Here is a 19,392-nt window from a genome sequence, read left to right as displayed (position 1 = left end):
GCGAGCAGGCTCGCTCCCACAGTGGATCTCGGTTGTTCACAGATTTTGTGTTCACTGATGATCAAAATGTGGGAGCGAGCCTGCTCGCGAAGCTTTTAGAGGTTGGCGACTTTCTGCCAGACCTTCGGCTTGAAGAACAGCGTCTCGCCCTTCGCCAGGCCGATCAGGCTGTCGTGATCCTTCACCACTTCGGCCTCGATCAAATCACTCTGCCCTTCGACCTTCAGCGTCACGCGAGTGGTCGCGCCCAGCGGACGGATATCCCGCACTTCGGCCGCATGGTGATCTTCCAGTTCATGCCGCGACAGCGACACTTCGTGCGGACGGAACAGCACGTGATTGTCTTCTCCCAGATGCAGGCGGTTCGAATCGCCGAGGAAGTGATAGACGAAATCGCTGGCCGGATTTTCGTAGACATCACCCGGCGAGCCGATCTGTTCGATCACGCCCTTGTTCATCACTACGATGCGATCAGCGACTTCCATCGCCTCTTCCTGGTCGTGGGTCACGAAAACGGACGTCAGGTTGATGTCTTCATGCAGGCGCGCCAACCAACGCCGCAGCTCCTTGCGGACCTTGGCGTCGAGAGCGCCGAAGGGTTCGTCGAGCAGCAGCACTTTCGGCTCCACCGCCAAGGCGCGGGCCAGGGCGATACGCTGACGCTGACCACCGGAGAGTTGTTCCGGGTAGCGATCAGCCAACCAATCCAACTGCACCATGTTCAGCAGTTCGTGAACCTTGGTTGCGATCTGGCTTTCGCTCGGGCGCTGGTTTTTCGGCTTCATGCGCAGGCCAAACGCGACGTTGTCGAACACCGTCATGTGGCGGAACAAGGCGTAGTGCTGGAACACGAAACCGACGTTGCGATCACGCACGTCGTGGCCGGAGACGTCTTCGCCGTGGAACACGATATTGCCCTGGTCCGGGGTTTCCAGGCCGGCGATGATCCGCAGCAACGTGGTCTTGCCGCAGCCGGACGGGCCAAGCAACGCCACCAGCTCACCGCTCTGGATGTCCAGGCTGATGTCATTCAGCGCCTTGAACGCATTGAAATTCTTGCTGACATTACGCACTTCGATCGACATGAAATCATTCCTCCGCGGCGCTGGCGCGCAGGCGGTTAATACGGTTTTCGCTCCACTGCTTGAGCAGCAGGATGAAGAGCGCCAGGATCAGCAACAGGCTCGCCACGGCGAACGCGGCCACGTGGTTGTATTCGTTGTAGAGGATCTCGACGTGCAGCGGCAAGGTGTTGGTCACCCCGCGAATGTGCCCGGAAACCACCGACACCGCACCGAATTCACCCATGGCCCGCGCGGTACAGAGCACCACGCCGTAGATCAGGCCCCATTTGATGTTGGGCACGGTGACGTGCCAGAACATCTGCCAGCCATTGGCCCCGAGCAAACGCGCGGCCTCCTCTTCCTGAGTGCCTTGTTCCTGCATCAGCGGGATCAGCTCACGGGCCACGAACGGCACTGTGACGAAAATCGTCGCCAGCACGATGCCCGGCAAGGCGAAGACGATCTGGATGTCGTGATCCTGCAGCCACGGGCCGAATAGCCCCTGGGCGCCGAACATCAGCACATAGACCAGACCGGCGATAACGGGCGATACCGAGAATGGCAGGTCGATCAGGGTCACCAGCATGCTTTTGCCGCGGAACGAGTACTTGCTCACGCACCATGCGGCGCTGACGCCGAACACCAGGTTCAACGGCACCGATATCAATACGGCAATCACCGTGAGTTTCAGCGCCGACAGTGCGTCGGGTTCGAAGATCGCGGTGAAGAACGCACCCAGGCCATTTTTCAAACCCTGGGACACCACGATAAACAGCGGCAGTAACAGGAACAGCGCAAAAATCAGCCAGCCAAGGCCGATCAGGATTCGCCGCGACGTTGCACTGCCACGGCGGGCAGCGTTGGCCGAAGAGGCGGCAGCAATAGACGATTGGGACATTGTTCGCGCCTCCTTATGGGGTTTCGATACGCCGCTGCAGCAAGTTGATCAGCAGCAACAGAATGAAGGAAACCACCAACATCAGTACACCAATGGAGGTAGCGCCGGTGTAATCGTATTGGTCGAGCTTGACCATGATCAGCAGCGGCAGGATCTCGGTTTTCATCGGCATGTTGCCGGCGATGAAAATCACCGAACCGTACTCGCCAACCCCACGGGCAAAGGCCAAGGCGAAACCGGTTAGCCAGGCCGGCAGCAATGCGGGCAGCAGGATATGACGGGCAACCTGCCAGGGTTTGGCACCCAGGCACGCCGCCGCTTCTTCCACTTCGCGGGGAATATCGGCCAACACCGGCTGTACCGTACGTACTACGAATGGAAGTGTCACAAAAGTGAGGGCCAGGGTGATGCCCAGGGGGGTGTAGGCAATCTTGAAACCCAGATCCGCTGCAAATTGACCTACCAGACCGGTGGGGGTGTACAGCGCGGTCAGTGCAATACCGGCCACGGCGGTAGGCAATGCGAAAGGCAAGTCGATCATTGCATCGATGACTTTGCGCCCAGGGAAGGTATAGCGCACCAGCACCCAGGCCAGCAGTGTGCCAATGATGCCGTTGATGATGGCGGCATAAAGGGCGGTGCCGAAACTCAGTTTCAACGCCGCCAATACCCGTGGCGCCGAGATAATTGCCCAGAACTGATCCCAGGTGAGTTGAGCGGCGTGCACGAACATCGCCGCCAGTGGTATGAGCACAATCAGGCTGAGGTACACCAAGGTGTAGCCCAGCGTCAGCCCGAAGCCGGGTATGACGGGGGAGATACGACGCGACATAAGAGTCCTTGGTTGAGAATGCACAAAGCCTCGAATCGCGATTCGAGGCTCCTTGATGGCTATTTAAGATTACTGCGCCTGGTAAATCTGGTCGAATACGCCGCCGTCGTTGAAGAATTTCGGCTGCGCGGTTTTCCAGCCGCCGAAGTCTTTGTCGATGGTCACCAGGTCCAGTTTCGGGAACTGCTGGACGTATTTGGCGGCCACATCCTTGTCACGTGGACGATAGAAGTTTTTCGCGGCAATTTCCTGGCCGGCAGGGCTGTACAGATGCTTGAGGTAGGCTTCGGCGATCTGCTCGTTGCCCTTTTTCTCGGCGTTCTTGTCGATCACGGCCACTGGCGGCTCGGCAAGGATCGATAGCGAAGGCACGACGATCTCGAACTTGTCGGCGCCGCCATCTTCTTTCAAGGCCAGGAAGGCTTCGTTTTCCCAGGCCAGCAACACGTCACCCTGACCGTTGTTGACGAAGGTAATGGTCGAACCGCGAGCACCGGTGTCCAGCACCGGCACGTGTTTGAACAGGGTTTGCACATATTCCTTGGCCTTGGCTTCGTCACCGCCGTTGGCTTTCAGGCCATAGGCCCAGGCAGCGAGGAAGTTCCAGCGTGCTCCACCGGAGGTTTTCGGGTTCGGGGTGATCACCGAGACGTCGTTCTTGACCAGGTCGCCCCAGTCCTTGATGCCTTTAGGGTTGCCCTTGCGCACCAGGAACACGATGGTCGAAGTGTACGGCGTGCTGGCTTCCGGCAGACGCTTCTGCCAGTCAACCGGCAGGGTCTTGCCGAGCTTGGCGATTTCGTCGATGTCACCGGCCAGGGCCAAGGTCACCACATCAGCGCGCAGGCCGTCGATCACCGCCCGGCCCTGCTTGCCCGAGCCACCGTGAGACTGCTGGATTTTAACGCTGTCACCGGGATTACTTTTCTTCCAGAAGCTGACGAATTCAGCGTTGTAATCCTGGTACAGCTCACGGGTCGGGTCGTATGACACGTTAAGCAGTTCGTAATCCTTGGCAACGGCGGAACCGGCAAACAAGGCGCTGGCCAGGGCGGCCAAGGCGAAATGGCGAATCGACGACATGGTGAAAGCTCCTGGAATTCTTAAATGTGTTGGCTTTTCTTATGATCTGGAATCGGGTTGCCTGCTCAAAGATCGCAGCCTTCGGCAGCTCCTACAGGGAATTGCGTGCCCCTGTAGGAGCTGCCGCAGGCTGCGATCTTTTGATCTTTCGCTTCAGCCCGGTTTATTGCCCGGTTGCTGCAAGCGGAATTTTTCCTTGCGTTCGATCTGGACCACCTGGGCGTTGTGCACGGTGATTTCCACCGCACCAAACCGCAGGTCGCGCAGGGCGCTCTGGATTTCGCGCAGGATGGTTGCTTCGTCCTGGCCGTCAACGCTACGTAGAGATGCGCTCATGGTGCTGCTCCTTCGACTGAGAGGTTGCCTGGCAGTGGCGGCACTGCTTACGGCGTGAGACCAATAGTAGAGAGGCGCTGATATTCTTAAAAAGACTATTTAAGAATGTTTATATAACCAGAAGAGATTATTCGACGGGACAACGGTTTGCAGCGCTGAAGATCAAAAGATCGTCCGAAGGCTCGGGCCGCGATCGGACGATCTTTAACGATCAACGAATGACTGGGATTCGAGTCCAATCCAATTGCCCGGCCGGCACTGGCCGCCCAAACCAGTACCCCTGCCCCAGATGACTGCCGTGTTCCAACAGGAACGCCGCTTGTTCGACCTGCTCGATGCCTTCGGCTTGCACCTGCATGCCCATGCTCTGCGCCAGGGCGATGATGACCCGCACAATGGCCGCGTCATCTTCATCGCATGGCAAACCGGCGACAAAGCCCTGATCGATCTTGAGTTTCTGCACCGGCAGGCGCTTGAGCCGCAGCAGCGACGAATAACCGGTGCCGAAATCATCGATGGCCAGTTGCACACCCAATTCCCGTAGGCGGTGCATTTGCTCAAGCGCAACTTCTGGATCTTCCATCACCGCACTCTCGGTGACTTCCAACTCCAGGCAGGCCGGGTCCAGGCCGGTTTCGCGCAGTACCTGCGCAACCTGTTGGTACAACTCACGGCCGGCGAACAGACGCGATGAAACATTCACCGCGACAAACGACAACGCCACGCCCGCCCGCAGCCACTGGCACATCTGCTCACAAGCCTGGCGCATCACCCAGGCGTCGATCCGGGCGATCAGGCCGGTGCGCTCGGCAATCGGAATGAATTGCGCAGGCGACACCAGGCCGCGTTGTGGATGCTCCCAGCGCACCAGTGCCTCGACGCCGATCAGGCGACAAGTCTTGAGATCGTGAACAGGCTGGTAATACACACGCAGTTCATTTTGCTCAAGGGCCCTGCGCAGCTCGGAGGCCGTCTCGACCCGCTGCTGGGCATGGGCGGTCAACTCTTCGGTGTACAGGGCATAGCCATCTCGCCCGCCACTCTTGGCCTTGAACAGCGCCGAGTCGGCATTGCGCAACAACTGTTCGGCACTCAAGGCGTCGCTGGGGAAGAGGCTGATACCGATGCTGACGTTGATGAACAATCGATGCCCGTGAATGTCGAATGGCTCCTTGAGACCCTCGATGATCCGCTCGGCCAGCGCTGCCGCCTGCATCAGTTGCGGGCAGCTTTCGGCCAGCACGGCGAACTCATCGCCACCCAGGCGCGCCAACGTGATTCCAGGGTCGAACATGGCACTCAAGCGATTGGCCACCGCCTTGAGCAATTGGTCACCCATCGTGTGCCCAAGGCTATCGTTGATCATCACGAAGTGATCCAGGTCGATCATCAGCAATGCACAGCCACGTTTGTGGATTTGCGCCGATGCCAGGGCTTGCGTGGCGCGGTCGGTGAACAGCAGGCGATTGGGCAGGCCGGTGAGCGGATCGTGATGAGCCAGGTGCCTCAACTCATGTTCCGAGTCCTTGATCGCGCTGATATCGGAAAACACCGCCACGAAATGACTGCAGCGCCCATGATCATCGTGAATGAGGCGGATGGTCTGCCATTGCGGATAGATTTCGCCGCTTTTGCGGCGGTTCCAGATTTCCCCGCTCCATTCTCCGACGCTGTTGAGCGTGGCGAACATCGCCTGATAGAACGCGGGGGGATGATGCCCCGACTTGAACAGACTGGGCTGGCGCCCCAGCACTTCTTCACGCTGATAGCCGGTGATAGCCATAAAGGCGCGGTTCACATGCACGATCAGCCCTTGATGATCGGTGACCAACACGCCTTCTCGGGTGCAATCGAACACGGCGGCCGCCTGGCGCAGGCGCTCGCGGTCTTCGCTTCGTCCCTGCCATGTCGCGCCGCCGCCCAGGCAACGCATCAGCCGCGACCGGGCGAGGAAGATCACGCCTGCGCTCAACACCACCCAAACGTGACCGTTGATCAGTTGCCAGCGAAGACGCTCGGCCGAGTTATCGAATAAGCTGCTCAATAAATAGCCACTGAGCTGCATCCAGATCACCGAAATCAGCAGGTAGAGCAGTGCTGCACGCACGGCATCGCGATAGCTGGCAGACATAAGGCTGTCCATGTCCCTACGGAAAAGTCGGGATTATAGATTAAAGACACATCCTGCCACTCATATCTGAAAGGGCGACTGGTTTTATCTGTCCGCTTAGTGATAATGCATCGGCTGTTTTTTTCTTTTTCGAGGGCCCTATAGCCTATGTGGTACGAAGGTTTTCTCGGCTTGTCGCCCTGGTCACTGGTGGCAGTCACCCTGCTGATGACCCATGTCACAATCATCGGCGTCACGGTCTATCTGCACCGCTACTCGGCCCATCGCTCGCTTGAGTTGAATGCTGGCCTGAAACATTTCTTCCGTTTCTGGCTGTGGTTGACCACGGCGCAGAACACCCGCGAGTGGACCGCTATCCATCGCAAGCATCACGCCAAGTGCGAAACCGTCGATGACCCGCACAGCCCGGTGATCAAGGGCCTCTCCACCGTTCTGCGCAAAGGCGCCGAACTGTATCGCGCCGAAGCGGAAAACCCCGAGACCTTGCGCATCTATGGCAAGAACTGCCCCGATGACTGGATCGAACGTAACGTCTACACCCGTTTCCCACTGTTGGGCGTGGCGATCATGGCCGTTATCGACCTGCTGCTGTTCGGCACCATCGGCATCACCATCTGGGCCGTCCAGATGATGTGGATCCCGGTGTGGGCCGCCGGCGTGGTCAATGGCCTTGGCCATGCCGTTGGTTACCGCAACTTCGAGTGCCGCGATGCGGCGACCAACCTGGTGCCTTGGGGCATTCTCATCGGTGGTGAAGAACTGCATAACAACCATCACACCTACCCTAACTCGGCAAAACTGTCGGTGAAGAAGTGGGAGTTCGATCTGGGTTGGGCCTGGATTCAAGTGTTCAGCTTCCTGCGCCTGGCCAAGGTCCAGCGGGTCGCGCCCATTGCCCACCGCGTCGAAGGCAAGGGCAACCTGGACATGGACACCGCCATGGCGATCCTCAACAACCGCTTCCAGATCATGGCCCAGTACCGCAAGCTGGTGATCGGGCCGCTGGTCAAGCAAGAGCTGGAAAAGGTCGATCACTCGGTCCGCCACCAGTTCCACCGCGCCAAGCGTCTGCTCTCGCGGGAAACCAGCTTGCTCGACGACAAGCACCACGTACGCATCCAGAACATGCTCGAACACAGCCAGGCGCTGAAGGTAATCTACGAGAAACGCCTGGCCTTGCAGCAGATCTGGGTCAAGACCAGCTCAAATGGTCACGACATGCTGGCTGCCATCAAGGACTGGGTACACGAAGCCGAAGCCAGCGGGATTCAATCGCTGCGTGACTTCGCCGATCAGTTGAAAACCTACTCCCTGCGCCCAAGCGCTGCCTGACGCCGTTGATCGGTGCGCCCATTGCCGGGGCGCACCCTTCGGAACTTCGCTGCAAATCCCTTATCTCAAAGACACTTCGCCATCCAGGCGGGCTTCGCTGTGGTCGCCTAGAACCTTGAGCGGTGCACGCCCCTTGAGATTTGTGACGATGGTCAATAACCAACAAGACTCATCCCTTGCGCAATGGCCCGAGGCCGCGCAAACCCTTATGGCGCTGATGCACGCCCAAGGCGAGGTGGCGCGCCTGAGCGAACGTGAACAGCTGCTGAGCACCTTGCTGGTGAGCGTCAACGCGGTGCTGTGGGCATTCAATTGGGAAACCCGCCAGGTGCTGTATGTCAGCCCCGCCTATGAACGGATTTTCGGCCGCAGCGCCGACCTGCTGCTGGCCGACTACAACCAGTGGCGCGACAGCATTTACCCTGACGATCTGGAGTACGCCGAGCGCAGCCTGGCAGACGTGCTGGTCAAAGGTGCCGTTGAAGACCGCGAGTACCGAATCATCACCGCTGACGGCCAACTGCGCTGGCTCAGCGACAAGTGCTTCATCAACCGGCAGGCCGAGCCTGGGCAGCCGGTGATCATTGTCGGCATCGCCGAAGACATCACCGACAAAAAGCAACTGGAGTCCGAACTGCAACGACTGGCGACCACCGACGCCCTGACCAGCAGCAGCAACCGCCGGCATTTCTTCGAAGGCGCTGAGCACGAATTCGAACAGGCGCGACAACAGGGCACGCCGCTATCGTTTCTCATGCTGGATATCGATGATTTCAAGGCCATCAACGACACCTACGGCCACCAGGAGGGCGATAACGTGCTGCAACGTATCGCCGACTGTGGCCGAGCCGCATTGCGTCGCGGTGACCTGTTCGGACGCATTGGTGGCGAGGAATTTGCCGCCGTCTTCCCCGGCTGCACGCCGGACATGGCCCTGCAAGTAGCCGAGCGCGTGCAACGGGAAATTCAGGCCTTGACCTTCAACCACGACGGCCAGACTTTCGGTATCACCGTCAGCCAGGGGCTGACCAGCCTTACTGCCGAGGATGAAAGCGTGGAAAGCCTGTTTGCCCGCGCGGATGCGGCGATGTACGAGGCCAAGCGCCAGGGCAAGAACCGGATCATCACGGCCTGACCCGTCCAACACATAACTCCTGTAGGAGCCGGCTTGCTGGCGAATCCAGACGACTCGGTGGGTCAGATACACCGCCATCGCTGGCAAGCCAGCTCCTACAGGGATCTGCGACAGCCTTATTTCTTGCGGATCCGCACCAACTCCGGCAAGCCGATCTTCAGTAATCGCGCCGCTCGACTATTGGCCAACACCTCAATGCCCTCATGCTCGTTCAGGCGCGCCAGTTGCGCCGCCATATTCATCACCAGCGCCTCACGGGAGTAAACCCCGCCACCAAGCTGGTAAGCCGCCGCAATCAGCTGCCGCAGCTCCAGTGGCAAACGCCAGCGGGTGCGCAACGCCGAACCATAGGCGGCACCGAACTCGGCCAACGCCTCGCCCACTTGCTCCTGCTCGTCCAGTTCGCCACCGGCCTGTTTCCATTCCTGCAGACAACGCAGCAACGCCAGGTCGCCCAGGCGATGCAGCATGCCGGCGCAGTAACAACGGGCCTGATCCAGATCCAGCAAGCGCGCCAACGTTCGCGCGTACTCGGCCGTGTGTAGCGACAAATCCCAGTAACGCTCGGCATAGTCCGCCAGCTGCGGATCGCTGAGCCGCGCACTGCGCTTGAGTGTCAGGCCCAGGATCAGGTTCATGCTCTGTCCGGTGCCCAATCGGTGCAATGCCTGGGACAGCGTCTGCACGGCGGTGCCATGGTGCTGGGCGGCGCTGTTGGCGGCGGCAATCAGCACGGCGGTGACCTGTGGATCGGTGCGGATCTCACCTTCCAGCACCGCCAAATCCAGACCATCAGGATTGAGGCTTCGCTTGACCGCCACTTGCACGTCAGTCATCAGCGGCGCGCCTTCCGCCAGTTCGCGACGGCGCTCAAGAAACACGGACAGCGTCATGCCCGGCGCCAGCGCTGGCACCTCGCACGATATCTCTTCCCCAGCGTTCAGCAGCAAAGCCTGCAGGCGCTGGGTCAGGCTTGCCATGTTCAGGGGCTTGGTCAGGTAGGCGGCGGGGGCCAGCGGCAGGGCCTCACGTACGCTCGCACTGTCGTTACGGCTGCTCATGAGAATGAAGGGCAACGGTGGGTTGCGCTTGCGCTGACGCACGCTGCGCAACACATTCAGACCATCGACGCCTGGCAACTCCCAGTCGGCGATGACCAGGTCGTATGGGTTTGACGCCAGCAACTCCAACGCCTGCTGACCATCGGCACATAAATCCAGTCGCGCATCGCAGCGAACGTTCAACAATACTTCCTTGAGCAGATCGCGGGCCCACGGGTCGGCCTCGGCAATCAATACTCTCGGAATCGCGGGTAAAATGACAACTGTCATACAGCTCTCCCTGGCAATGCGTGAACCTTAGCCAAAGCCGGTCATCGGTTACAGCGCTAATACGCGGTTTTGCGGTTTAGAGGTCATGAAAAAACCCGCCGAAGCGGGTTTTTTGTGAAACAGGTCACACTCGCAGATCAGAGCTCGGAGAAGCACTCTTCGATGATCGCCAGGCCTTTGTCCAGTTGCTCGTCCGGCGAAGTCAGCGGTACCAGGACGCGCAGAACGTTACCGTAGGTGCCGCAGGACAGCAGGATCAGACCCTTGTCGCGAGCCTTGGCCACAACAGCTGCCACGGCGGTCGGGTTCGGCTTGTGGCTGTCGCCACCTTCGAACAGTTCGACCGCGATCATTGCGCCCAGGGCACGAACTTCGCCGATCACCGGATACTTGGCCTGGATAGCTTTCAGGCCAGTCACCAGACGCTCGCCAACAGCCTTGCAACGATCCAGCAGGTGCTCTTCTTCGAAGACTTCCATCACGGCCAGGGCCGCGGCGCAAGCGATCGGGCTACCGGCGTAGGTGCCGCCCAGGCCGCCTGGAGCGATGGCGTCCATGTATTCGGCCTTGCCACACACACCGGCCAACGGGAAGCCGCCAGCGATGGATTTGGCGAAGGTGGTCAGGTCGGCAGCAACGCCCATCTGTTCCATGGCGAAGAAAGTACCGGTACGGCCTGCGCCGGTTTGTACTTCGTCAGCGATCAGCAGGATGCCGTGCTGGTCGCACAAGGCACGCAGACGCTTCATGAACTCTTTAGGAGCGACGTAGAAACCACCTTCGCCCTGAACCGGCTCGATGATGATGGCTGCGATGTCACGCGGCTCAGCGTCGTTCTTGAAAATGCGCTCGATGGAAGCGATCGAATCGTCGATGCTCACGCCGTGCAGTTCGTTCGGGTACAGCGCGCGGAAGATGCCGCCTGGCATCAGGCCCATGCCGGCCGAGTAAGGCACGACTTTACCGGTCAGGCCCAGGGTCATCATGGTGCGACCGTGGTAAGCGCCGGTGAACGCGATCACGCCGGCACGGCCAGTGGCGGCACGGGCGATCTTGATGGAGTTTTCAACGGCTTCGGAACCGGTGGTCACCAGCAGGGTTTTCTTGGCGAAATCACCTGGCACCTTGGCGTTGATTTTTTCGCACACTTCTACGTACGGCTCGTAGGCCAGTACCTGGAAGCAGGTGTGGGTCAGCTTGTTCAGCTGTTCGGTCACGGCGGCGATGATTTTCGGGTGCACGTGGCCGGTGTTCAGCACCGCGATACCACCAGCGAAGTCGATGAACTCGCGACCTTCAACGTCGGTCACGGTCGCGTTCTTCGCGGACTCGGCGAAGATCGGGTGAATCTGGCCAACACCACGTGGAACTGCATTGGTACGGCGGGCCATCAAATCAGCGTTAGTCTTGCTCATTACATTCCTCATTCGCCGCTCATCGGTCGGCGTGGTTCAAGGATTAAGCGGCGGGGAACAACGGCGGCAGCATGCGATGATCGACTGCCACAGCGTTCCCGGCCACCGAGAAAATTCCGTTTATTGCACGCAAAGGGGCAGCGCTCTCGTGCCCTTTGCGTTTGAAGCGATGCCTGTTCCCGGGATTAGATGCCCAGGCAGAGGTATTTGATTTCCAGGTAATCTTCGATGCCGTACTTGGAGCCTTCACGGCCCAGGCCGGAAGCCTTGATGCCGCCGAACGGCGCGACTTCGTTAGAGATCAGACCGGTGTTGACGCCGACCATGCCGTACTCCAGGGCTTCAGCCACACGGAACACACGACCCAAGTCGCGAGCATAGAAGTACGAGGCCAATCCGAACTCGGTGTCGTTGGACATCGCGATCACGTCGGCTTCGTCTTTGAAGCGGAACAGCGGAGCCAACGGACCGAAGGTTTCTTCCTTGGCCACTGCAGCGTTGTTCGGAACGTTGGTCAGGATGGTTGGCTCGAAGAAGTTGCCTTCCATCGGCTTGCCACCGGCCAGTACGGTCGCGCCTTTGCTCAGTGCGTCGGCGATGTGCTCTTGCACCTTGGCCACGGCTTTTTCGTCGATCAGCGGGCCAGTGGTGGTGCCTGCTTCCAGACCGTTACCGATCTTCAGCTTGGCCACGGCCACTTTCAGCTTCTCGGCGAAGGCGTCGTAGACACCGTCTTGAATGTACAGGCGGTTGGCACAGACGCAGGTCTGGCCGTTGTTGCGGTATTTGGAAATGATCGCGCCTTCGACAGCCTTATCCAGGTCAGCATCGTCGAACACGATGAACGGCGCGTTGCCGCCCAGTTCCAGGGACACTTTCTTGATGTCCTTGGCGCATTCCGACATCAGTTGACGACCGATTTCGGTCGAACCGGTGAAGGACAGTTTGCGCACGATCGGGTTGCTGGTCAGCTCGCTGCCGATGTCGCCGGCGCTGCCGGAAACAACGCTGAACACACCGTTAGGGATACCGGCACGCTGGGCCAATTCAGCCAGGGCGAAGGCGGAGAACGGAGTTTGCGAAGCAGGCTTGAGCACCATGGTGCAACCGGCGGCCAGGGCCGGGCCGGCTTTACGGGTGATCATGGCTGCCGGGAAGTTCCACGGGGTAATGGCCGCGGTCACGCCGATTGGCTGCTTGATCACGATCAGGCGCTTGTCTGGCTGGTGGCCCGGAATCACGTCACCGTAGATGCGCTTGGCTTCTTCGGCGAACCACTCGATGAAGGAAGCGGCATAAACGATTTCACCCTTGGCTTCGGCCAGTGGCTTGCCTTGTTCCAGGGTCATCAGGCGAGCCAGGTCGTCCTGGTTCTCGATGATCAGCTCGAACCAGCGACGCAGTTTGTTCGCACGTTCTTTGGCGGTCAGTGCACGCCAGGCCGGCAGCGCTTTGTCAGCGGCTTCGATGGCACGGCGGGTTTCGGCAGCGCCCATTTTCGGCACGGTGCCCAGAATTTCGCCCGTTGCCGGGTTGTTGACCTTGATCGTCTGACCATTGTCCGCGTCTACCCAAGCGCCATCGATGAAGGCTTGCTGGCGGAACAACTGGGTGTCTTTAAGCTGCATGTCGGCTTTCCTTAACAGCACCGCGCACGCGCGGAGCAAATTATGATTGTAGAAAGGCGCCTCAGTAGGCTGCCGTCAGGGAAATCATTCACCGGGCTGAAGCACATAAATAGCGCACTGATTCAAATCGTGCGGTTCAGCACCCAGACAAGAGCGTTTGAAATCTCAAACGAATCCTAGGATCAAAGGGGGTAAAGGACAATAGCCTGTTCGAAAAAAAGAACGAAAACGCCGCATTTGCTGCTATTTTCTGATCAACGTAGCAACCGCAGGTTACGCTTTGAAAAAACGCATGCGATTCAGCAGCATGGACGCCCGCATTGCATATGAGTATCATGGCGCCCGCTGCACCAGTAGCTCAGCTGGATAGAGTACTGCCCTCCGAAGGCAGGGGTCGTGGGTTCGAATCCCGCCACCGAATCCAGCTCAGCTAAACGCTTGTTGGAACTAGCTTTTCCATCAAGTAAAGGGTCTGCAAAGCTGGTGGGGCACTGTGAAGTGCTTTTAGGTGGGGCATCGCAAAGGTGCCAGCAATGCCAGCCACCCCCTCATACCTCACAATCAATCGTCACGGAACGTACTACTTTAGACTGGTAGTTCCGAAGCCTTTGCGTTCAGCATTTGGCTCTCAACGAGAAATCAGACGCTCCCTAAAAACAGATAGCCAACGACTAGCGCTTCGCCGTGCTCGGCAATACGCTGCACGCTATGAAGCTATTTTTGATAGGACGCTCGCAGTGGTTGACCACGACGATTACCAAGCAACCGACGATGATTACGAAGTGTTCCTCAAAGAAATGGGGAAGGTTGATGAATTAGGTCTCTGGAGTACCGACTCAAGCCAGGCTGAACCCGCCCCGTCGTTCAAATCAGCCCTTACTGATGAGCAGTGGCAAGAGCATGAAGACAATCAACGCCGGACCATCATCGCGCAAGCTCTTACCGGGCATGCGGGACGGACTATACCCGCGAGCCAGCAGAAGCTAGCAGAGCGCTTATATGAAGAAGGTCATGGCCTTCCTGTCCGTCAATTCCAAAAGCTCCTACCGAAGCTTATAGAGCGCATAGCGCTGCATCCCTATGATCTGCCAATACTGCCTGGGACCCTGAAAAAGGAACCGCCGCAGCCTGATGGGCCGACCCTATACGAGCTGTGGCAGCAACACTGGGAAACGCTTGCGAAATTGTCGAGAGGCCGACAGAAAAGCGAGAGGACGAAAGAAGATGAGCAAGGTCACGCCTGTCGTTTGAATATCTTGAGCGCCAGCAAACCGATCAATCAGTTCACGGTTGAAGATTTTGAGCGCATCTATTCAGACATTTTTGACATACGACCCAGCCGAGGCAGCAAGCTACCGCTCCCGGACTCATCAGTAGAGACAATCCTGGCGAAGGACGGGGAGCGACGCATCGAAGCAGGCACGATTGAAAAGCTTACCGTTCGTCTCGGCGTGCTTCATGAATTTGCCTTTAAGAAAGGGCTGACAAAAATTTCTCCGAATGTTCCAGAGCGGCCCATTCCAAATCGCAATCCGGCGGGGAAAAAACCAGTGGAGAAAGCGTTCACTAAGGCCGACCTGCAAGCGATTTTTTCAGGGTACCTGTACACAGGTACCGAGCTCATCAAGAGCAGCGGTGTGTTCCCATACCAATTCTGGCTTCCAGTATTGGGACTTTATACCGGTGGGCGGCTAAATGAGCTTTGTCAGCTCGATACCGAGGACGTCAGCAAAAAAGAGCCTGACGGTATCTGGACCATCAGCATGATGGACGACGAGCGAGACCGGCCATTGCCGAAGTCACTCAAGAACCAGTCCAGCCGAAGGATACTGCCGATACACAGCGAGCTGATTCGCATGGGCTTTTTGACATTTGTAGAGCAAGCAGCCAAAGAAGGGCGGGATAAATTGTTCTCAGATGGTTTGACCTACAACCCCAAAAAAGGATGGGGAAGCAATGCCACCCATTTTTTCTGTCGCTTCCCAAGCCAGAGCACATCGGCATCCGGGTATTTCTTTAAGTGTGGCATTCGCGAAAGAGATGCTGAGGGCAAAACTGATAGGAAGAATTTTCACAGCTTTCGCCACACATTCACTGACCTTGCCCGTGAATCCGGCGCAGAGGCATATCTCGTACTGCCGGACCTTACCGGCCACTCTAGAGGCAAGGAAGGCCAAGTTGCTCAGTACGGTAACGGATTCAGTCAGGTCAAAAAGCAGGCCGTTTTAGAGGGTCTAACGATTCCTGTCGATCTTTCGATCATCACTTATGCAGACTTTGTGGCGCGCCTCGGGCAAAAGCTAGAGGATGGCATCCAGCGGCACCGCAGCAAACATGGGCTCAATCAAGCAGAATAAAAAAGGGGGGGCGGCGCCCGAGACGAGTCGGGCGCTATCTCGACCTAATGTGGAGCTACATCCTCAGCATGAGTGGCGGCCGAGAAATCAATTTTGTGCTGACGAGCAGTCTCCGGAAGTGGCATATCAGCGATACCCAGGGCCTCGATTCCAGAGCGTGTAGCCAAGCCTCTCAGGCTTTCGTCATCGGTATAGATTGAAGTAACAGAGTGAAATAAACCTACTGACAGAATTTGACGGTCAAATTTCACCTTTTGCCAAGCAGCAATGCTCCCGCGCTTCTTGTCACCCTCTAGCCTCGCCTCCTGTTCCAGCAGGGCGCATTCAAGAGCACAAGCCTCGTCAAAAGCAGCAAGCTTAAACACACTACTCTTCTTGAAAATCTCATCGACCTCTCGATGTTTGTCCGGGCCAGCTTTTACCAAAAACTCGGCGTAGGTTGGCGCGGCGATGAGAATTTTAGTTTTCTGATGACGCTTAACAAAATGCTGCAGCCTCTCCTGGCAGGCCCCCACCGGATGGCCGGTAGCAGGATCAATAGGGGCAGGAGCATCCGGGTACAGGAGGTAGGCCAATACCGAGGTATCCAACAAAACCATCAGAAACTCCCTTCTCTCATGCTCTTAGATGTTTCGATAATATTTTCTTCTGCCGCCCAGTCTGTTCCCACAGCTCGCAATCGAGCCAAGGCATCACCGAGGGTCTCCTCTGCGAGCACCTCAAAGCGCTCCACTACAAAATATCCGTCTAAAGCCCACTTCCTGTTCACGTCCCGAATCCACGTACCTATACCGAATACGCGAATAGTGCTTCCGTACAGGTGCTGGGCCATGGCAACGGCGAGTTCTCTGCTTGTCTCGCATTTCCAATAACGTCCATCACCGGCGTCCAAGTGCATGTGCGAAGAGTTATCCCTTCCGCCTACTGATACCACCTTCCCATCTAGGCTGCCCTGCTGGCGCACCTTGAACACTGTTGGCTTTGGAAGCTCTCGACCAGGGAACGTATACAGCTTGGCTGTCACACCATCCGATCCAATTCGTTCCAATTTGCCAACAGCATTGTCTTTCGCCAGCATTTGATTGAGTCGATCGTATATCCGCGCAGGCTCACTGCCTGCTTCAGCTATGAGATGTACTCGCTCTTCAATACCAGGAGTAGCTTCGTATTCAGCGAGGGCATGACACTTGAGGCTTCCCTCGGTGACATCGTGAAAATGAACACGCTCAACTTGGCCGAGCAGCTTGGAAAGCTCTAAAAAATACTCGGCCACCCGCTGCATGGACGCAGTGTGAGGGTGGAGCGAATCGACGGAGAATATGTACTCAAAGGGCTTCATGGTCGCAGCCTCACACGTCCTTGCAAACCGAAGGTCAAATCGGCAGAACTAGAACACATACATTAGCACCTTCATTCATCCGTGAACTGATCTGACCGGCTGGCGGGGTATCGGGCCACGATCATCCCGAATGCAGAAGCGCAACACAAGAGCAGCAGTTCTATGGACAAATTTTCCGCCACTCCCAAAACGGCGGTTATGACTCAAAAGGTGTGCGTTTTGAGCCATCTCGTTAAAACAGTCGCAAAGCAGCCTTCGCACCACTATCAGAGAAGTAGACAGGTTTGATAGTCAGCCGACCACTTGTCGCCATCTATCAAATAACTCTCTTGCATAGCTATATGATCGTATTATCATAGACCTATCAAATTATAGGCTAACGGATAACCGCTAATGCTCGCCCATCTCTACCTTCGCGCATCGACTAAAGATCAAGACGCCAACAGAGCGAAAGCTGCACTCGAAGCCTTCGCCACAGAGAAAGGGCTCATCATCGCGGGCATCTACGCGGAGAACATCAGCGGGACTAAGCTTGATCGCCCTCAGTTGCTCGCCATGCTCGAATCAGCAGCACCCGGTGACGTCTGTCTCTGTGAATCCGTAGACAGGCTTACTCGCCTCTCTCAGTCTGATTGGAGATCGCTGAAAGCTACGATTGAAGCTAAGGGCTTGCGACTGGTCATCGCTGACCTACCAACCAGCCACTTACTTGTACAGGACAGCGGTATCACCGGCCAGATTATGGAAGTGGTCAACGGCATGCTGATCGACCTAATGGCAACCATGGCTCGTCTCGATCAAGAAAAACGCGTGGAGCGTATCCGCCAAGGTATCCAGAACAAGCAGGCCGCTAACCCTGACTGGAAGCCCACTGGCAAGAGCAAGGACGCGGCCAAGTGGAAGAAGGTTGAAAGCATCCTCGCAAAACATCCGCAGGCGTCTGCTGAAGAGGTCGCCAAGATGGCCGAGTGCGGCGTTGCGACTGTGTACCGCATCAAGCGGGCGCTGATCGCTTGAGCTAGCTGTAAGGTCCCCTAGCCCGCCTCGTGCGGGCTTTGTGCTTCTTGGCAATGTGTCAGCGCCCACGGACGAATTTTGCCCGGAGTCGGCAGTGTGAATTTCAGGCGCATGGATCAAGAAACCACGACTCCTAGCCAGCCCAATCTTCCAGTGATAGATATCGAAAAAACGCTTGCAAATCAAAAGCCTACCTGAAACCAAACGCTAGACGCTAAGCATTCAACGCCTTATCATCAACCCACTGCTCAATAGAAGCAGATTAACCATTAAACAGACGAGAGACTCACTCATGAACCGCCACCAATACCCTAAACGAAGGATACGCCTCGATGAGTACAATAGAAGACAACGCTCGTGATTTCCTCAGCAACTCACTCAGTTCATACCGCCGATTAGCGCAACATCTGAACAACAGCAATCCCAGAACCGACGGGGTTCGCTGGACGAAAGATTCCGCCTATCATCTTTGCCGTAAGAATGGCATCCGTTCGCCTAGACCGTGCAGGAACCAACCTGCTGCTGCGATCACCCAACGCAACCACACACGCCAAGCCATCGCTGAGGCTCTTACAGAAGCACTCAGAGCGTCCGGCACCCCGCTCGCCTCGCTAGCTCCCTTTCAGACAAACGATATCGCCCGCTTGTCCGGCTTTCCGCTTGCCACCGTTTCAGGCAACTGGGGCCGACTTGAATGCGAGCTGCTAGCCCTCGCAAAGCTGCCTCCAAAGCCGACTGTCATCCCCGTTCTTGAAGACGAGGTGTGAGATGCCTGGCAAAAAAACCACACCCGATCAAAGCACTCAGGTCGTCATTCTCCGGGAAGCCGGATACACACTGCCGGTGATTGCGGATCGCCTGGACTTAAGCATTAGCACCGTGCAACGCATCATCAAAACTACTAAAGCTGTCGCTGGCGCGGGAACACAGGCTCTCATCGACAAAGCGAGGGAAGAGCTACTCAGCTCTGCTTTTTCACTTGATGCTGTACAACAGACAGTAGCGACACTGGTAGCTGAGGAGCTGGCACTGAGTCATCTGATCAGGACCAAGATCGCTAACGCCTTGGAGGCGCTTGACCCGACGGACCCGGTTGCGTTCAGGGGGCTCGCAGCCGCATCGACGGCGCTCAAGCTAACCCAAGATGTGACCCGACGTTCCCTGCCTATCGATAAGCTCAATCAGGCGCAGGACATTGAGGAGCTGCCCACACTACAGATTCACATCCTGACGGAAAACGATGTAGCTGAGATGCGCGCAAAACAGCGCCTTGAGGAAGCGGAGATGAATGGAGACGCTCAAGGAATCGAGGATGAAATCGCGAACCTTGAATGGATGGAGCGTCGTAGGCTCGCGCAGTCAGATCAAACGGACGAAGAAGATGATGTGGTATGTGAAGGCTTTGACCTACACATGACCGGTACGTGAACAGGCCAAGTGTCAAAGGCTTAGAAATAGGTGTAAGGACTGAACACCCTGGCGATTCTGCCGGGG

Annotated in this window: 17 protein-coding genes; 6 read left to right on the top strand and 11 right to left on the bottom strand. The window is 57.3% G+C overall.

Annotated features, from left to right (window positions below; all coding sequences use genetic code 11):
* Positions 1-95: 95 nt before the first annotated feature.
* The 6 genes from AC1Q8Q_RS07235 to dibA all read right to left on the bottom strand — a co-directional run bounded on the left by AC1Q8Q_RS07235 (position 96) and on the right by dibA (position 6,344).
* Positions 96-1,085 carry a sulfate/molybdate ABC transporter ATP-binding protein gene (locus AC1Q8Q_RS07235; protein WP_020795833.1) on the bottom strand — a complete coding sequence of 330 codons (990 nt, stop codon included), beginning with the start codon at positions 1,083-1,085 and terminating at the stop codon, positions 96-98.
* 4 nt (positions 1,086-1,089) lie between these two features.
* Positions 1,090-1,962 (bottom strand): sulfate ABC transporter permease subunit CysW, encoded by an 873-nt coding sequence (gene cysW / locus AC1Q8Q_RS07230; protein WP_008055400.1) that lies wholly within the window; start codon positions 1,960-1,962, stop codon positions 1,090-1,092.
* Between the two features lie 13 nt (positions 1,963-1,975).
* Positions 1,976-2,794 carry a sulfate ABC transporter permease subunit CysT gene (gene cysT / locus AC1Q8Q_RS07225; protein WP_008055402.1) on the bottom strand — a complete coding sequence of 273 codons (819 nt, stop codon included), beginning with the start codon at positions 2,792-2,794 and terminating at the stop codon, positions 1,976-1,978.
* A 69-nt stretch (positions 2,795-2,863) separates the two neighbouring features.
* Positions 2,864-3,877, bottom strand: coding sequence for a sulfate ABC transporter substrate-binding protein (locus AC1Q8Q_RS07220; protein WP_168757062.1), 1,014 nt, complete (start codon positions 3,875-3,877; stop codon positions 2,864-2,866).
* 153 nt (positions 3,878-4,030) lie between these two features.
* Positions 4,031-4,213: a sulfur starvation response protein OscA gene (oscA, locus tag AC1Q8Q_RS07215; protein ID WP_007975618.1), complete on the bottom strand. Its 183-nt coding sequence runs from the start codon at positions 4,211-4,213 to the stop codon at positions 4,031-4,033.
* A 211-nt stretch (positions 4,214-4,424) separates the two neighbouring features.
* Positions 4,425-6,344, bottom strand: a complete 1,920-nt coding sequence (dibA, locus tag AC1Q8Q_RS07210; protein ID WP_168757061.1) for a phosphodiesterase DibA — start codon at positions 6,342-6,344, stop codon at positions 4,425-4,427.
* Between the two features lie 147 nt (positions 6,345-6,491).
* On the opposite strand from dibA, the gene desA reads away from it, so the two are divergent.
* Both desA and AC1Q8Q_RS07200 read left to right on the top strand, forming a co-directional pair.
* Positions 6,492-7,676, top strand: coding sequence for a delta-9 fatty acid desaturase DesA (gene desA, locus AC1Q8Q_RS07205; protein ID WP_033039302.1), 1,185 nt, complete (start codon positions 6,492-6,494; stop codon positions 7,674-7,676).
* Positions 7,677-7,824: 148 nt separating this feature from the next.
* Positions 7,825-8,811: a GGDEF domain-containing protein gene (locus AC1Q8Q_RS07200; protein ID WP_168757060.1), complete on the top strand. Its 987-nt coding sequence runs from the start codon at positions 7,825-7,827 to the stop codon at positions 8,809-8,811.
* A 116-nt stretch (positions 8,812-8,927) separates the two neighbouring features.
* Here AC1Q8Q_RS07200 and AC1Q8Q_RS07195 read toward each other — a convergent pair whose 3' ends face one another.
* From AC1Q8Q_RS07195 to gabD, 3 genes are all read right to left on the bottom strand, one after another.
* Positions 8,928-10,142, bottom strand: a complete 1,215-nt coding sequence (locus AC1Q8Q_RS07195) for an HDOD domain-containing protein (protein WP_020795838.1) — start codon at positions 10,140-10,142, stop codon at positions 8,928-8,930.
* Between the two features lie 137 nt (positions 10,143-10,279).
* Positions 10,280-11,557 (bottom strand): 4-aminobutyrate--2-oxoglutarate transaminase, encoded by a 1,278-nt coding sequence (gene gabT / locus AC1Q8Q_RS07190; RefSeq protein WP_020795839.1) that lies wholly within the window; start codon positions 11,555-11,557, stop codon positions 10,280-10,282.
* Positions 11,558-11,742: 185 nt separating this feature from the next.
* Positions 11,743-13,185, bottom strand: coding sequence for an NADP-dependent succinate-semialdehyde dehydrogenase (gene gabD, locus AC1Q8Q_RS07185; protein WP_020795840.1), 1,443 nt, complete (start codon positions 13,183-13,185; stop codon positions 11,743-11,745).
* Between the two features lie 533 nt (positions 13,186-13,718).
* Between gabD and AC1Q8Q_RS07180 the strand changes: the two genes are divergently transcribed.
* Positions 13,719-15,542 (top strand): DUF6538 domain-containing protein, encoded by a 1,824-nt coding sequence (locus AC1Q8Q_RS07180; RefSeq protein ID WP_492614937.1) that lies wholly within the window; start codon positions 13,719-13,721, stop codon positions 15,540-15,542.
* A gap of 44 nt (positions 15,543-15,586) precedes the next feature.
* Here the strand turns inward: AC1Q8Q_RS07180 and AC1Q8Q_RS07175 are convergent, their stop codons facing one another.
* Both AC1Q8Q_RS07175 and AC1Q8Q_RS07170 read right to left on the bottom strand, forming a co-directional pair.
* On the bottom strand, positions 15,587-16,141 hold the full coding sequence (locus tag AC1Q8Q_RS07175) for a type II toxin-antitoxin system VapC family toxin (RefSeq protein ID WP_492614936.1): 555 nt from the start codon (positions 16,139-16,141) through the stop codon (positions 15,587-15,589).
* Positions 16,141-16,881 carry a hypothetical protein gene (locus AC1Q8Q_RS07170; protein WP_492614935.1) on the bottom strand — a complete coding sequence of 247 codons (741 nt, stop codon included), beginning with the start codon at positions 16,879-16,881 and terminating at the stop codon, positions 16,141-16,143. The genes AC1Q8Q_RS07175 and AC1Q8Q_RS07170 overlap by 1 nt, the downstream gene beginning before the upstream one ends.
* Positions 16,882-17,274: 393 nt before the next feature.
* Here AC1Q8Q_RS07170 and AC1Q8Q_RS07165 point away from each other — a divergent pair, with 393 nt between their 5' ends.
* From AC1Q8Q_RS07165 to AC1Q8Q_RS07155, 3 genes are all read left to right on the top strand, one after another.
* Positions 17,275-17,898 (top strand): recombinase family protein, encoded by a 624-nt coding sequence (locus AC1Q8Q_RS07165; protein ID WP_492614934.1) that lies wholly within the window; start codon positions 17,275-17,277, stop codon positions 17,896-17,898.
* A gap of 332 nt (positions 17,899-18,230) precedes the next feature.
* On the top strand, positions 18,231-18,665 hold the full coding sequence (locus tag AC1Q8Q_RS07160) for a hypothetical protein (RefSeq protein WP_492614933.1): 435 nt from the start codon (positions 18,231-18,233) through the stop codon (positions 18,663-18,665).
* 1 nt (position 18,666) lies between these two features.
* Positions 18,667-19,326, top strand: coding sequence for a helix-turn-helix domain-containing protein (locus AC1Q8Q_RS07155; RefSeq protein ID WP_073453910.1), 660 nt, complete (start codon positions 18,667-18,669; stop codon positions 19,324-19,326).
* Positions 19,327-19,392 lie beyond the last annotated feature (66 nt).

It is taken from the genome of Pseudomonas sp. GW823-FHT06B06 (assembly GCF_058795195.1).
This window is presented reverse-complemented; position numbering and strand designations above follow the sequence as displayed.